The 16,222-nt window shown below is 45.9% G+C and carries 12 protein-coding genes; 5 read left to right on the top strand and 7 right to left on the bottom strand.

All coding sequences use genetic code 11. The annotated features are described in order from the left end of the window. Positions 1 to 8 precede the first annotated feature (8 nt). Positions 9 to 2,399 (top strand): fimbria/pilus outer membrane usher protein, encoded by a 2,391-nt coding sequence (locus ATB78_RS13610; RefSeq protein WP_061008919.1) that lies wholly within the window; start codon positions 9 to 11, stop codon positions 2,397 to 2,399. Between the two features lie 3 nt (positions 2,400 to 2,402). Further along, positions 2,403 to 3,254 (top strand): hypothetical protein, encoded by an 852-nt coding sequence (locus tag ATB78_RS13615; RefSeq protein WP_061008920.1) that lies wholly within the window; start codon positions 2,403 to 2,405, stop codon positions 3,252 to 3,254. Positions 3,255 to 3,318: 64 nt separating this feature from the next. Here ATB78_RS13615 and ATB78_RS13620 read toward each other — a convergent pair whose 3' ends face one another. Further along, positions 3,319 to 3,528: a DUF1127 domain-containing protein gene (locus tag ATB78_RS13620; RefSeq protein ID WP_005439528.1), complete on the bottom strand. Its 210-nt coding sequence runs from the start codon at positions 3,526 to 3,528 to the stop codon at positions 3,319 to 3,321. A gap of 99 nt (positions 3,529 to 3,627) precedes the next feature. Here ATB78_RS13620 and ATB78_RS13625 point away from each other — a divergent pair, with 99 nt between their 5' ends. After that, positions 3,628 to 4,557: a LysR substrate-binding domain-containing protein gene (locus ATB78_RS13625; protein ID WP_041058754.1), complete on the top strand. Its 930-nt coding sequence runs from the start codon at positions 3,628 to 3,630 to the stop codon at positions 4,555 to 4,557. 105 nt (positions 4,558 to 4,662) lie between these two features. Here ATB78_RS13625 and fusA read toward each other — a convergent pair whose 3' ends face one another. After that, on the bottom strand, positions 4,663 to 6,753 hold the full coding sequence (fusA, locus tag ATB78_RS13630) for an elongation factor G (protein ID WP_005439525.1): 2,091 nt from the start codon (positions 6,751 to 6,753) through the stop codon (positions 4,663 to 4,665). Positions 6,754 to 6,970: 217 nt separating this feature from the next. Beyond that, entirely contained in the window at positions 6,971 to 8,350 is a 1,380-nt protein-coding gene (radA, locus tag ATB78_RS13635) for a DNA repair protein RadA (protein WP_005439523.1), read from the bottom strand. A gap of 150 nt (positions 8,351 to 8,500) precedes the next feature. Between radA and ATB78_RS13640 the strand changes: the two genes are divergently transcribed. Further along, positions 8,501 to 10,849: a PilZ domain-containing protein gene (locus ATB78_RS13640; RefSeq protein WP_061008921.1), complete on the top strand. Its 2,349-nt coding sequence runs from the start codon at positions 8,501 to 8,503 to the stop codon at positions 10,847 to 10,849. Positions 10,850 to 10,904: 55 nt separating this feature from the next. Here ATB78_RS13640 and serB read toward each other — a convergent pair whose 3' ends face one another. Further along, the gene (gene serB, locus ATB78_RS13645) at positions 10,905 to 11,885 is read right to left on the bottom strand and encodes a phosphoserine phosphatase (RefSeq protein WP_045414517.1); all 981 of its coding nucleotides are present in this window, start codon (positions 11,883 to 11,885) and stop codon (positions 10,905 to 10,907) included. A 91-nt stretch (positions 11,886 to 11,976) separates the two neighbouring features. On the opposite strand from serB, the gene ATB78_RS13650 reads away from it, so the two are divergent. Next, entirely contained in the window at positions 11,977 to 12,582 is a 606-nt protein-coding gene (locus ATB78_RS13650) for a YtjB family periplasmic protein (protein ID WP_027726522.1), read from the top strand. A 91-nt stretch (positions 12,583 to 12,673) separates the two neighbouring features. On the opposite strand, the gene deoD is transcribed toward ATB78_RS13650, so the two are convergent. From deoD to deoA, 3 genes are all read right to left on the bottom strand, one after another. Continuing rightward, the gene (deoD, locus tag ATB78_RS13655; RefSeq protein ID WP_061008922.1) at positions 12,674 to 13,393 is read right to left on the bottom strand and encodes a purine-nucleoside phosphorylase; all 720 of its coding nucleotides are present in this window, start codon (positions 13,391 to 13,393) and stop codon (positions 12,674 to 12,676) included. Positions 13,394 to 13,540: 147 nt separating this feature from the next. Then, positions 13,541 to 14,761 (bottom strand): phosphopentomutase, encoded by a 1,221-nt coding sequence (locus ATB78_RS13660; protein WP_061008923.1) that lies wholly within the window; start codon positions 14,759 to 14,761, stop codon positions 13,541 to 13,543. A 68-nt stretch (positions 14,762 to 14,829) separates the two neighbouring features. Beyond that, complete coding sequence (gene deoA / locus ATB78_RS13665; RefSeq protein WP_061008924.1) at positions 14,830 to 16,158, bottom strand: thymidine phosphorylase; 1,329 nt, start codon at positions 16,156 to 16,158, stop codon at positions 14,830 to 14,832. Positions 16,159 to 16,222 lie beyond the last annotated feature (64 nt).

Raw genomic sequence — 16,222 nt, forward strand, 5'->3', positions numbered from 1 at the left:
AGGTTTTTATGAAAAATCTCATTCTATGCCTCACCTTAGTCACGGCCATGCAAACAGCGATTGCACAGAGTTGGTTGTTCCCATTTCCCGTTACTTGGGGTGAGAATACCATCGGCGAAGTAGACGCCTATTCTGATGGCATGACCGTAGGCTCAATCAACGTAGAGCAACTCGCTCAATCAGTAGAGAAGCTGATAAATGGTGAGACACTTACCGCACTACGAGCCTTCTCTGGAGAGTACATTACGGTTGAGCAGTTGGATCGTATGGGCATTAATGCCACTTTCGACTCTTCCGAACAAAGCATTAATCTGGTCATTGATGAATCTGCGGCGGCAGAGTTTTTGCTGTCTTTTGGCAGTAAATATGAACCCGCCCAGTATTCGGAAAGTGCTTTCTGGACAATGCAAAATACGCTGAACGCCAGCACAGATTACACGTTATTCAGCGATTCTAACGCCGAAGATACTCAAACTTGGCTTGGAGAGTGGTTAGTTCGAGCCAATATTGGTGGCGTTCGAGGCGCAAATATTGATGTCTCTGGTTTCGTCACTGGCGGCAACGATGTTGACTCTGATGTGTATCGCGGTGAGGCTCGCCTTTTCTTTGATGAACCTAGCACTCCTTGGCGACTAACCTTTGGTGATGTCACCCAAACAAGCGCAGGGCACCTTCCTAGTACCCCTATGGGCGGGGTCGCATTTGAACGTTTGTATCAAGACTTGCAACCAACTCGAAACATCCAAAATGGTGGCACACAGCCTTTGGTGCTAAATGAAAGTGCCGATGTCGAAATCTATATCAATGATATTTTTCTTACTGAAATCAGATTGCCGCCAGGTCGATACACACTTGATGATTTGCCTCTCGTTTCCGGTACGAATGATGTCCGCTTAGACATTAGCTATCAATCAGGCAGAACGGATACCATCGTTTACAGTCAATTTTTTAATTCCCGTTTACTGCGTGAAGGCATTTCTGACTTTGGTTTTTACTCAGGATTGGCTTCGACAATTGATGACAACAACTTTAAATACGATGACGAGCAGTGGATCACATCTGGATACTATGACTATGGTATCAGCGATACGTTAACACTTGGTGTAAATGGCCTTTATCACCCTGAGGGACAACAACTCGGAGTGATCGCGACTATCGGCTCGGATTGGGGGAATTTAGGCGTTCGAGCTTCTGCACAAAACAACAATCCTAATGACGAAACAGGCAGTATCTACAGTTTGGATTATTCCCATCAATTGTGGGGAACGGACAGTTATGGCTCACCTAACTTCCGCCTTGGTGTTGAGTACCAAGATAAGTATTTTGCCTTACCTTGGCAGATTGCAGATCCAAGCACTGGCTTACGCGTATTTTCGAATTATGTGTTCACCATTACGGATGATCTCAATCTAATATTGAGCGGAGATTATCGTGACTTTGAAGAAGAAGAGGTTGAATGGTTGGCTTCTTCCGAGATTGCTTGGCAGATTTTCAGTCTCTCGCTCTCTGCTGGTGTAGAAAAAGAAGAAAACCCAAATGACAACATTGATGAAACTCGCTTCATCTTCTCTGCTGACTGGGACTGGAACTCTATTGATGGCCAATACAATGCGAACGTCTCCTACTCAAACGAACCCGATACTTACCGAGCGCAATTCCAACGCCCATCCGACGATTACACTGGCAGTTATGGTTATGCGCTTACAGCGGAAGGCGATGCGGACTCTCAAACGTATTCGGTCGAGGGCAATTATGTTGCTAACCGCTTTATCACCGATGCCAAAGTCTCACATCTAGAATTTGATAATGCGGACAGCTATCAAACGGCGTCTTTACGAGCCAGTACAGCACTGACCGTAGCTGATGGAAACTTAGCTTGGTCACGTCCGATCAATGGTCCAGTGGCCATCGTCGCGGTTCATGACTCGTTAGATGCAGACGTAGAAATAAATGCGGTCGCTGATGATCCTGCAGAAGCAATCTCAACTTCTACAATTAATAATGCCGTTCAATTATCAGGTGGGCATCAGTTATCCAGCATTTACATCAACGTACCGGATGCTCCTGTCGGCTATGACTTTGGCGACCACGAGTACAACATCACGCCAGGGTCACAGACTGGTCATCTAATAAAAATAGGGTCAGCAGCGTCGAAAACCATTATTGGCACGATTGAACTCGGACCTAAAAAGCCATTAAAACTTTTCCAAGGTCAGTTAGTTGGACAACAAAAAACGTATGACTTTTTCACTAACCGATCAGGTAGATTTGTTGTGGAAGGCGTTGCACCGGGTAGCTACACCATCATGATTGATGGCTTTAGCCCAGCCAAATTGAACGTCCCAGAAACCAATGAAAATCTGATTTATCTACCCACTTTACTTATTAAAGAGGGATAAACCATGAAACACTTATTCAAACTCTCAGTGTTCGGTTTAGCCATGTTATCTCAACCAGTTTGGGCCGAATGCAGTGGCAAATGGACACTAAACGTTGACCGAAGTAACGTTGAATTTAAACGTGACTTAGGCGCTTACATTCCGGTTTATCTGGAGTTATCACGCGATATTCAGAGCTGTCGATTTCCTATGGCAATGGTCTCGGTCAACAACAAGCAATCGAGCTACTTAAGCTCCATTGGAACGAACTTGCCTCTGACCATTCTGGACAAAAACTTTCGGCAATTGAGTCACTTTCCAAATAAAGGGTTTCAACTGCCCTTGGATAATAGCCAAAGAACCAAGTTCTGGATAAAGGCTCCAGAGGCTAAAGTAGCAGCATCTGGCAACTACAACGGACTTCTTGAAGCATCTATTTCTTTAGACAGAAAACAAGAGACAAAAAATGCGAAAGTAAAACTCAAAGTGCCAGCGTTTGTGGCTTTCAACTCTGTACCAAACGCGCCAAATCTACAGCGTTCTGGCAACTCAGGTTATCGTTTTCAGCTTGGTGATTTGGAATCTAACCGAACCTACCGCTCTGATTTCGATCTTCTTTCAAACTCAAATGTCAGGCTTGTGGTGAAACAAAAATATGGTGAACTGAAGCAGAAGTCGGAGCCCAACATTACCATCCCATATACGTTGCGATTCAACAACGCTCTAGTAAACCAGCAATCGGTTTATACCTTCTCTAATAATGAGAATACCAAACGCTGGGGAGTGCCACTTGAAGTGACATTAGGCAATATCGACTTTGCCCGAGCCGGTAAATACCAAGATACGATAACGGTTGAAGTAAAAGCCATGCCTTAAAGGTGACACTATCGAATACTAAGCCAGCGTTAGATTACTCGCTGGCTTTTTATTTAGCTAAAGTTCAATCTCGCCAAAACGGTTTCTGAATTTCCTTTTGGACTTCAGTTTCGTTGTAACCGATATCATCCAAAAGGTGGCGAGGTAACTCAGACAAATGACGTCGTGTACGGTAGTTCTTTCTCCATACAGCTAACTTGGAAAAGATATACTGAACTAAACTCTTGCGTGGCTTCGACGCTAACTGGCCACAGGTTTGCGTTGCATTGTTCATATATCCTCCTCGATTCATTCATATTGACCACTTAATAATCAGTGAGTACCCTGCTATTCTCAAACGATAGAATCTGACACTGAGTTAAGGAAAACTAACGTGAAAGAACGTATGCCTCCGTTACAAGGGCTGTACTACTTCTACATCGCGGCAAAGGAAGGCAGTTTTAAAGCCGCTGCCAAATACCTATTTGTCACACCAGCCGCGATTAGTCAGCAGATACGTCAGTTGGAAGAGTTTCTCGGTACCGACTTATTTGTCCGCCAACACCGAAAGATACTCCTTACCGCAGAGGGCGATTTACTGTTTGCCCAAGCTGAGCGGGGGTTCAACCACCTTCAGCAAGGTGTACGGCTGATTAATCAAGATCCCAACCCGAATCACCTCTCCATCTCTACGCTTCCCTCTTTTGCACACCATTGGTTAGTACCAAGAATCACCGCTTTTCGGCAACGTCATCCGGATATCTCTTTACTGATGGAACCAACCAACGAGTTGGTGTCATTTCAAGACAGTCAGATAGACCTTTGCGTTCGCTATGGGCATGGCGATTATCCGAACCTTGAATCACAGTGGTTGATGGATGAAGTTTTCTACCCTGCTTGCCATCCCATTTACCAAAAAGAACACGGCATCTACGGTGTTGAAGATTTAGATAAAGCAGAATTAATCGAAGACCTCTGGCCGGACTTAGACTGGAACTTGTGGCTCAATACACTAGGTCATAAAGCGGCGAAGCCAACCCTCAAATACAGTGGTTCGCACTTAGTCCTAGAAGGCGCTTTGTCACTGCAAGGCGTAGCTTTGGTCAAGCACAGTTTGGCTTATCGATATATCCAAGAAGGAAAACTGGTAAGAATTGGAGACATAGGCATTCAACCGAAATACGCCTATTACCTCTGTGCACCGACCGGTTACTTAAAGCGCCAAAAAGCACAGTTGTTTAGCCAGTGGATAAAAGAAGAGATTGCTGATTTCGAACGTAGCACTGTCCGAGATTTTGAAACGATTCAGTTAAAAGAAGAATAAAGTCAGTAATAGATGCAGCAAGGCCGCATAGATGAGTTTACCGACAGAAAGTAAAAAGCCCCGCACTAGGCGGGGCTTTGATGTCTTACAGAGTTAACTTAAGAATTACTTCTTAGCGTTACGCTCTTTAACGTCAGCAATTACTTGCTCAGCAACGTTGTTTGGACATGGCGAGTAGTGTGAGAACTCCATAGAGAACTGACCACGGCCAGAAGTCATAGTACGTAGAGTACCGATGTAACCGAACATTTCTGATAGAGGTACATCACCCTTGATACGTACGCCAGTAGTACCAGCTTGTTGGTCTTTGATCATACCACGACGACGGTTAAGGTCACCGATTACGTCACCAACGTGATCTTCTGGAGTGAACACGTCAACTTTCATGATTGGCTCAAGAAGTTGCGCGCCAGCTTTAGGCATAGACTGACGGAATGCGCCTTTAGCAGCGATTTCGTAAGCGATAGCTGAAGAGTCAACTGCGTGGAAACCACCGTCGAATAGTTCAACTTCTACGTCTAGAGTTGGGAAGCCAGCTAGAACACCAGTTTCCATCATAGATGCGAAACCTTTCTCAACTGCAGGCCAGAATTCTTTAGGTACGTTACCACCAACAACTGTTGATTTGAACGTGAAGCCTGAACCAGTTTCGCCTGGTTTGATACGGTAGTCGATCTTACCGAACTGACCAGAACCACCAGACTGCTTCTTGTGCGTGTAGCTGTCTTCGATTGCTTGAGTGATTGTTTCACGGTAAGCAACTTGAGGAGCACCTACTTCTAGCTCAACGCCGTAAGTACGTTTTAGGATATCTACTTTGATATCTAGGTGAAGTTCACCCATACCACGTAGGATAGTTTCGCCAGATTCTTCATCAGTCTCTACTTGGAATGATGGATCTTCTGCAACCATCTTACCGATCGCGATACCCATCTTCTCAGAACCGCCTTTATCTTTAGGCTTAACTGCGATAGAGATTACTGGATCTGGGAAGATCATTGGTTCTAGAGTACATTCGTGCTTAGGATCACATAGAGTGTGACCAGTTTGAACGTTCTTCATACCAACTACAGCGATGATGTCACCAGCTTGAGCTGAATCGATTTCGTTACGCTCGTCTGCGTGCATCTCAACCATACGGCCGATACGCTCAGTTTTACCAGTTGCAGAGTTAAGGATTGTGTCACCCTTCTTCATGCGGCCTGAGTAAACGCGGATAAACGTTAGAGCACCGAAACGGTCGTCCATGATCTTAAATGCAAGCGCTTTTAGCGGCTCGTTTTCAGATACAAGTGCAACTTCGCCAGTTGGTTCGCCAGTCTCTGGGTTAGTTAGAGGCTGAGGATCAACTTCTGTTGGTGATGGTAGGTAATCTACTACCGCGTCAAGAATAAGTTGGATACCTTTGTTCTTGTACGCTGAACCACAGTAAGTTGGGAAGAATGCTAGGTCACGTGTACCTTTACGGATACAACGTTTGATGTCTTCTAGAGATGGCTCTTCGCCTTCTTCTAGGTAAGCCATCATTAGATCTTCGTCTTGCTCTAGAGCAGTTTCGATTAGCATTTCACGGTATTCAGCCGCTTTCTCAACTAGATCAGCTGGGATGTCTTGAACTTCGTAGTTCTCTGGCTGGCCAGACTCGTCCCATACGTAAGCTTGTTGGCTTAGTACGTCAACAACACCTACGAAATCTTCTTCGATACCGATAGGTAGAGTCATTACTAGTGGAGTAGCACCTAGAACGTTTTGTACTTGGTCAACAACTTTGTAGAAGTCAGCGCCCATACGGTCTAGTTTGTTAACGAAGATCAGACGAGATACGTGTGATTCGTCAGCGTAACGCCAGTTAGTTTCTGACTGAGGCTCAACACCACCAGAACCACAGAATACACCGATACCACCGTCAAGTACTTTTAGAGAACGGTAAACTTCGATAGTGAAGTCAACGTGTCCAGGAGTATCGATGATGTTTAGACGGTGATCGTTCCAGAAACAAGTTGTTGCTGCAGACTGGATTGTGATACCACGCTCAGCTTCCTGCTCCATGAAGTCAGTAGTAGTTGAACCGTCGTGAGTGTCACCGATCTTATGGATCTTACCAGTTAGCTTTAGGATACGCTCTGTAGAGGTAGTTTTACCCGCGTCTACGTGAGCAAAAATACCAATGTTTCTGTATTTTGATAAATCAGTCATTGTCTTACTCTGTTAATAAGGTATAAAGTGCGCGCAGAGTATATCACATTCTGTCAATACTGATACCCTTGCGTGCGGATGGAAGAAAAAAAATTTTAACGTAAATTTTCCGTCCTCAAATAATAGTCAAACTTAGCAATTTGTGTGCTCTATTCGATAATAATGAGGACAGATTCAACATTATTGTTACCCCTTAAATTGGGGCACAAAGTGGCGTTTACAACTCATCAAATGCTTCAATTGCTTCTGATAATTTTTTCACGCCGTGGATTTGCATACCAGGAATGCCACCTTTAGGCATGTTTGCCGCAGGGACGATTGCTTTCTTAAAGCCATGCTTGAATGCTTCATTTAAGCGTTCTTGTCCACTTGGTACAGGGCGAATCTCACCCGCCAAGCCAACCTCACCAAATACGACCACATCTTTCGGTAATGGGCGATCGCGGAAGCTCGACAAAAGCGCCATAACTAACGCAAGGTCAGCACTGGTTTCTGTCACTTTAACGCCACCGACGACATTCACAAATACGTCTTGGTCAGCCATTTGAAGGCCACCGTGCTTATGCAGGACAGCGAGTAATAAAGAGAGGCGGTTTTGTTCCAAACCAACGGCAACACGACGAGGGTTGGCCAGTTGCGAATAATCCACCAGCGCTTGAATCTCTACTAATAGAGGGCGCGTGCCTTCCCATACCACCATAACAGAGGAACCCGAAGTTTCTTCTTCACCGCGGGAAAGGAAGATAGCCGATGGGTTATTGACCTCTTTCAGTCCCTGCCCCGTCATGGCAAATACACCTAACTCATTCACTGCACCGAAACGGTTTTTGTGACTGCGAAGTGTACGGAAGCGACTATCGGTGCCGCCATCGAGCAGCACAGAACAGTCAATAATATGCTCAAGCACTTTCGGACCTGCAAGGGTACCATCTTTTGTTACGTGACCAACAATAAAGACAGCAACATTGTTTTGCTTTGCGTAGCGCGTCAAAGCGGTCGCTGATTCACGCACCTGCGCCACACTGCCCGGAGAAGACTGAACATCCGAGACGTGCATTACCTGAATCGAGTCGATAACCATAATTCGAGGCTGTTCTTTCTCTGCGATTTGGCAGATTTTATCGACATTGGTCTCCGACAGCATCTTTAGATGCTCTTTTGGTAAACCAAGACGAGAAGCACGCATCGCTACCTGCTGAAGGGATTCTTCACCAGTTACATAAAGTGTTGGCATTTGCGCTGAGAGTAAACACATGGTTTGCAATAGCAAGGTCGATTTACCTGCACCTGGGTTACCACCGATCAGAATGGCAGCACCAGGCACCACGCCCCCACCAAGCACACGGTCGAGCTCTTTAAAGCCACTGGTGAATCGCGGAACTTCTTGCAGATCAATCTCAGACAGAGTTTGAACTTTTGATTCCGTTGCAGATCCTGCATAACCTGATAAGCGCTCGTTGCGCGCGACAGTTGGCGATGCCGCTATGCGAACTTCGGTAATCGTATTCCATGCACCACACGCATTACACTGCCCCTGCCAACGTGGGAAATCCGCGCCACAATCATTACAAACATACGCTCGTTTTGCTTTCGCCATGATGCCTCGATTTTTCTACACTCGGTTTTTTCAACAAATGTGACCAAACACAGCCATGTCTGACCTTATCGGACATGAACTATTGATATACTTAAGTTTTGCTTTGCTTAGCCGATATAATTCGAATAACGACATACTTTAACAGAAATAATGCAGCAATCTGAAATTCTCTCGCTCGCAGAACGACTCATCCCTGTTTATGGCACTGATGACTTTGACTTTGTCCTTGGTCAATTGACCGAGGGTGAGCCGCCGTCAGCCAAAATCCTAGTTAAGATGGAACTCAACCGTGTCATGGCACCTTGTAAAAAGAGCATTGATTTACGAGGTCGAGTAAAAGGTGAATGTCGTGAATACCTATTAGATGGCATCCCACATTGGTTGGATGACGTTGCTTTTAATGCTTACCACAAGAACCTAAAGAAGTTTGGCGCTTATACCGAAGGTATGTGGGAAGCCTTAGTCAACACGCGCAATAACTTTCGCGTGATGAGTAAAAACAATGGTAAGAGTGAAGAACAATCACTGACCGACCCGAAAAGCCCATTTCTGGCAGAACCTGTCCATCTTGGTTATGACCTAAAACGCCAAGAAAAACGCTTAAAAGTACAATCTCAAGTCGAAATCATCCGCCCTAAAGGGCAAGTGATTCACGGTTTGAGTATCGATCTTTCCAGCTCTGGTGCGAAATTCAAAGTTCCAAGCGCTTTCAAATACAGCTTAGGCGAAGTCATCCAAGTCACTTTTACTGAGTTTGCTAGCAAATCTCAGGTTGCAGGCGTAGAAAAGCCAATCACTTATCGCGTCTTAGCCGTGGACGATTGCTACGAAAATGATGCCGTTCGTTACCTAAGAACCATTCGTTTAACGGAAACTAATGTCGTTGCACGTGTGATTGACGAAGCACTCAACAGCGCTGCAAAACGCGCTCGCCATGACAACCAAGATAAAATCATCCGTGCCCGCACGCGTGGTTATGAGCACATTGCACTCAAGCACACCAGTAACCTGCCGCTGTTTTTCGAAGGCAGTGAACTCAAACTGGCAATGCTAACGCCAAACAACCAAAAGCTTTGGCAATACTGGCATGATGAACGCAACCAACAAGTGTTTGGTTCGCTATTCAATCCAAAGAGAATGGCTTCCCTGATTGCTCCCGGCGTGAAAGGCGCAACGAACGTGTTGTATTCATTCACTCATGAACATGAGAGCAAAACCTACTTCTATTCAATGCTGCGCCCAGAGGCAACCAGAGAACAGCGTCAATTGTTCTGGCACCTAGGAGCAAAACGAGCAAGTTGGCGTGCTTTCCGTATCTCTATTTTCGAACTGTCTCAACAGGAGAAAGAAGACCTTGCTGCGTTTTCTTCTGAGTTGGCCGAAAGCTCGCAAAAGCTGACTCACGTGGGTATCTTACAAGAAATTGCCGATGAGAAATCAGGCCAAGATTACTTGCTGACCGAAAAGCCTCGTGTACCTGCAAACACCTTAAATGAGTTTAGGCAACCAAGAAAAATTCTTGGTAACCCAAAAGGGATTTACTTCGATGCCCAGTCTCGCCGTAAAGAACCACGCTACCGTTTTAAAACCCCTTTGGTTCTAGATACTGGCAACGCTAAAGCTGCTGGCTTTACCGCGGATATTTCTAAGCGAGGTTTAGGCCTCAGATTGGATGAGCCTACCGCACTGCGCTCAGGACAAGAGGTTCGAATTAACTTTCGCGAGTTACAGCTTTACGATAAGAAGTTACCACTTTCAGATGTGCCTTACCGTGTCATTCGCGTTAGCCCTGATGGTCGAAGTGTCCAACTAGTTATTGATGAACAAAGCAAGACCATGAAAGTGATCGCTTTCTTCAACAGTATTATCGAGCACAACCAAGACAAGCTTATCCCGCAGAAAGAAATGCTACCAAGCAATGCGCTATTAGAAAGATTGCACAGTGTGTTACTGTCACGAACGCTGAGCACTCCAATTTTCATCAGCAAAAGTGCCGCTTCTTCAGTGAAGACCCCCGTAATTGGGGTGAACTTACCGTTGGCAAAACATATCGAGTTGTATGCTCGCCTTGGTCACAATCAGCAGTATTCGTTAGAGCCCCTTTTTAAAGGACGCTCAAACACATTAATTGCCGACCCAATAAAGCGTATTGATGGAGCACAGGCTCGACACCAAGACATTTATATCAGCGTAAGTAAAGTCGGCAATAAGATCACCGCTATTGAATCGAAAATGCAACAAGACTTCACCAGCGTCAAAGAGCGTATTCAGTTCATTAAGAAAGCGCGCATGATGGGCGAGTTTTACGCGACACGCATTTCAACGGCGCCGATCTTCGATCCGATGACATCATTGCTACGCCAAGACTTGAGCGACTTAACTCAATTTGGTGTTCACCAGGCAAGTAAGTTAGAAAAAGAGCTGACCGCCCTAGTTGGTTACAGCGAATTTGAAGACATTACGGAAGAAGTGATTGTTCGCTTAGAGCTAACTGAATAACAAAACACCGCCGAGATGGCGGTGTTTTTCTATGTTAATTTGGAAGAAGCTCCAGCTAAGGTTTCGCTTTCCAGCTAATTTTTTGCTGCTTAACCAAAGCGCCAGAAAGGATACACAGCACACCACCTAGACCTGCAAATCGAACAGCGGTTTGCGCTTGCTCTTCAACTTTAGGTTTAGCGTGATAAGCCACACCTAGCCCTGCCGCAGCCATCATCACCAAATCGTTCGCACCATCACCGACGGCAACCGTATTGTGTTGTTCGATTTCGTATTCTTCCGCAAGCTCAACCAAGATATCCGCTTTTGTCTGAGCTGATACAACCTCACCCAGCACTTCACCGGTCAATTTACCATCCACGATTTCCAGTTGGTTAGACTGCGCGAAGTCCAATCCCACTTTGTCTTTGATGAAATCAGAGAAGTAAGTAAAACCTCCCGAGGCAATGGCAGTCTTCCAGCCAAGCGCTTTAAACGTTGCAATCAGCGCTTCGAAATCTGGCATAAATGGCAGTTGACCACGTACCTGTTCAAGAATGGCTTCATCGGCACCTTTCAGTTTACCCACACGTTGACGTAAGCTTTGTTCGAAATCCAACTCACCTTGCATGGCGCGCTCAGTCACTTCTGCAACTTCTTCGCCGACACCGGCCAGTTTGGCGATTTCATCAATACACTCGATTTGAATAGCGGTTGAATCCATATCGAACACGACCAAACCCGGCGCAGAAAGATCCGGCACTTCCTGCAGAGAGGCGTAATCCAGATTTAGACCTTTCAGAATGGTTTCGTGCTCTGGTGTCAGGTTGCCCGCCATGAGAGCCACCTCATATTGACCAACTTTCCAAGTGTCTAAAATCGGGTTGTAGAAGCCAGTAAAGAAATCGATGTCTTCGAAGTTTCGGGGCTCAAGATGTTCACCAAACACAATCCAATTCGCCTTGGCTTTATCAAGCTGTGTCGCGAAGCGAGTTTCGGGTAGTCGTTTTAAAAGAGTCGTATGCCTTCTGATAGGCAAGCTTTTTGGCGCGTCCATGTATATAATCCCTTGTGACTTTGCTAAAACGTTACCTTAACAAGCTAAAAAGGCAAGTCTTTGTTTTGATTTGAATGGACGAGTAAAGAGCATGAGTGAATCCTTGTTCTCAGTAAGGAATGCCCTACGAATTCTGGCTCTGATCCTGTTATGTGTGATGCTTTTTGTCACCATCAAAAACAGTGTCGTGATCAGTAAGGGTAATGAGAAAATACAAGCACAACAGCTTGAAACCCTGACCAAAGTTTTGATTTCGCAGGCGTCCTTATCAGCCGGCGAGATGATCATCAATAAAGACCAAGAACGTCTACTCAAGCTCACTAACCAGCTTGCTCAAGACCGCTTGGTATTTGATGCAACCATTTATGATGCACAAGGTGTGCGTTTGGCTTCTAGTGAAGAGGCATTATCAGTACGTGAGGTGTTGGGATTAGATACCCCACTCGCGACCGCATCGATTGGCCGCCAACAGCTCGTAGAGCCAGTGTTGTCGGATGGAGCTGTGATTGGCTTTGTGCGAGTGACCTTTGAAACTGGTCGAGTCACCGCTATTTCTGATCACCACTACCGCAAGAGTGATCGCTACATGTACATGATGGTACTAATGAGCTTCGCGTGTGGCATGTTGTTCATCATGATTTTACGCAGACAGCCGATCCGTCGTAAGAAAGGCGAAAACTTGTTGCTAACCAAGTAACTCGAAAAGCAAATTCCGAAAACAAAACAGCCCGCGACATGCGGGCTGTTTTTTTATGCTGATAAGCAAAAGAATAGAAGACTGTTCGTCCTTATTCTTCGTCACCTAGCAATACTGAATCTAGTGCGATTAGCATCATGTCGTTGAACGTAGTTTGACGCTCTTCAGATGTCGTTTGCTCGCCAGTTTTGATGTGGTCAGAAACAGTACAGATAGTCAGAGCTTTCGCACCGTACTCTGCTGCAACGCCGTAGATACCAGCTGCTTCCATTTCAACACCCACAATACCGTACTTGTCCATTACGTCGAACATTTCTGGATCTGGCGTGTAGAACAACTCAGCAGAGAATAGGTTACCTACTTTCACATCTACGCCGCGAGCTTTTGCTGCTTCTTCTGCTGCGCGAACCATTTTGTAGTCAGCGATAGCAGCAAAGTCATGACCTTTGAAGCGAATGCGGTTCACTTTAGAGTCTGTACATGCGCCCATACCGATAACAACATCACGTACTTTGATGTCTTCGTTCACAGCGCCACAGCTACCTACACGGATCACTTTCTTCACGCCGAAGTCTTTGATCAGTTCAGTCACGTAGATTGAACAAGATGGGATACCCATACCGTGGCCCATTACTGAAATCTTACGACCTTTGTAAGTGCCTGTGTAGCCAAACATATTACGAACGTCACACACTTGAACTACATCTTCAAGGAAAGTCTCTACGATGTATTTTGCACGTAGCGGGTCACCCGGCATTAGAACGACGTCTGCGAAAGCACCCATTTCTGCGTTGATATGTGGAGTTGCCATGTTTCTTTTCCTTAACCTGTCTCTAGCGATCCGCACTGCTATCGGCGGCTTAAGCTAGAATATTCTCATTTCCGACAAGCAACATTTTCATGCTGCGAACATAAAACTAGGAGCAATCAAGCTCCTAGTTTTCAAAAACCTATCTAATTATAGGAAGTTCTTACCGTAATCCATTGGCGAAATACCGAAGTAAGTTGCCAATGTTTGACCGATATCTGCAAAGCTATCACGAAGACCTAGTGAGCCTGCTGGTACTTTCTTACCGTAAACAATCACTGGGATGTGCTCACGAGTATGATCAGTACCTGGCCATGTTGGGTCACAGCCGTGGTCTGCCGTTAGGATCAGCACATCGTCTTCTTCCATAATATCCAGCACTTCGTTGATGCGACCATCGAAGTACTCAAGTGCAGCAGCGTAACCCGCTACGTCACGGCGGTGACCATAAGCTGAGGCGAAATCTACAAAGGTAGTGAATACGATGGTGTTGTCACCCGCTTCTTTGATTTGCTCTAGCGTTGCTTCGAACAGTGCAGGGATACCTGTCGCTTTCACTTTCTTAGTGATGCCACAGTTTGCGTAGATATCAGCAATCTTACCGATAGAAACCACGTTGCCTTGCTTCTCTTCAACAAGCTTCTGTAGAACCGTTGCTGATGGTGGCTCAACAGAAAGGTCACGACGGTTACCGGTACGCTCAAATTGACCTTTACCAGCACCAACGAATGGACGCGCGATAACACGACCAATGTTGTAATCTTCTAGCTCTTCACGTGCGATTTGGCAAAGCTCTAGTAGACGATCTAGACCGAAAGTTTCTTCGTGACATGCGATTTGGAATACAGAGTCAGCAGACGTGTAGAAGATTGGTTTGCCAGTCTTCATGTGCTCTTCACCAAGATCGTCAAGAACTTGAGTACCAGACGCGTGGCAGTTACCTAGGAAACCGTCAAGACCTGCACGCTCAAGGATGCGGTCAGTCAGTTCTTTCGGGAAGCTGTTTGCTTTGTCAGTGAAGTAACCCCAATCAAACAGAACAGGCACACCTGCGATTTCCCAGTGACCAGACGGAGTGTCTTTACCTGAAGAAAGCTCTGCAGCGTGACCGTATGCACCGATGATTTCAGCGTCTGCGTCTAGGCCAGGTGCGAAACGACCTGTTGACTCTTTATGTGCCATTGCCAGACCAAGCTTAGATAGGTTTGGAAGACGAAGTGCGCCTTTACGCTGATCGTTATCCGCTAAGCCTTGCTCACACTGGTCAGCGATATGACCTAGTGTGTCTGAACCTACATCACCAAATTGCTCTGCATCTGCAGCTGCGCCGATGCCGAATGAGTCTAGTACTAAAATAAATGCTCTTTTCATTGCTCGTTCCTTAGGCCCACTCGGCTTCTTATTATGGTTGAGTAGGCCTTGTGTAATTACTTATTCGATTAAAGATCTTCTGCACGGATTTGACGGTAAACCTCTGGAGTTGGTGTGTACTCACCACCTACAGTGATTGCACTGCGAAGTGCTTTTGCTGCTTCTTCCCACTGCTCTTCAGTGCGAGCGTGGATAACCGCAAGAGGTTTGTCGCTATCTGCTACTTCACCAAGACGGATGAAGTTATCGAAACCAACCGCGTAGTCGATTTCATCTGTCGCAACGCGACGACCGCCGCCCATTGAAACCACAGCCATACCGATAGCGCGAGTATCCATCGCAGATACAACGCCCGTTTCTGTTGCGTATACTGATTTGATGATTTCCGCTTTCTCTAGGTAATTATCGTAGTTTTCTACGAAGTCCGCAGGACCACCTAGACCAGCAACCATCTTACCGAAGCACTCAGCCGCTTTACCGTTATCTAATGCTTCCATTAGTTTCGCACGCGCGTCTTCTGTGTTCTCAGCCAGTTTGCCAAGTACTAACATTTCAGCACATGACGCCATGGTTACTTCAAGTAGACGAGGGTTACGGTATTCACCTGTTAGGAAACGAACCGCTTCGCGTACTTCCACTGCGTTACCCGCAGAAGATGCCAATACTTGGTTCATATCCGTTAGGATAGCGGTTGTCTTAGTGCCAGCACCGTTTGCTACCGCAACGATTGATTTTGCTAGCTCTTCAGACGCTTCGTAAGTTGGCATGAATGCACCAGAACCTACTTTTACGTCCATTACTAGAGATTCAAGACCTGCAGCAAGCTTCTTCGATAAAATCGACGCCGTGATCAGTGAAATGTTATCTACTGTCGCTGTGATGTCGCGAGTCGCGTAAACGCGCTTATCCGCTGGAGCGAGATCACCAGTTTGACCGATGATTGCCACACCTGCGTCTTTGGTTACTTGACCAAATACGTCGTTTGTCGGAGTGATGTTGTAGCCAGGAATAGACTCAAGCTTATCCAGCGTACCGCCAGTGTGGCCAAGACCACGACCAGAGATCATAGGTACGAAACCACCACATGCTGCCACCATTGGACCAAGCATTAGAGAAGTCACGTCACCCACACCACCTGTAGAGTGTTTATCGACAATTGGACCACCAAAGTTCATGTGGCTCCAATCGATAACCATACCTGAATCACGCATTGCACACGTTAGTGCGATACGTTCTGGCATCGTCATTTCATTGAAGAAGATTGTCATAGCAAAAGCGGCGATCTGACCTTCAGACACACTGTTGTTTGCTACGCCTTGAATAAAGAAGTTGATTTCGTCGGCTGTTAGAACTTCGCCGTCACGTTTTTTACGGATAATTTCTTGTGGTAAATACATTAGTGCCTCCCAAGCTCATTTTGAGCCATGGTATAAGTAGGATAGAAGAGGGTTGGTAGCACCA

The organism is Vibrio sp. CUB2 (assembly GCF_001557945.1).
GTDB classification, from domain to species: Bacteria; Pseudomonadota; Gammaproteobacteria; order Enterobacterales; family Vibrionaceae; genus Vibrio; species Vibrio owensii.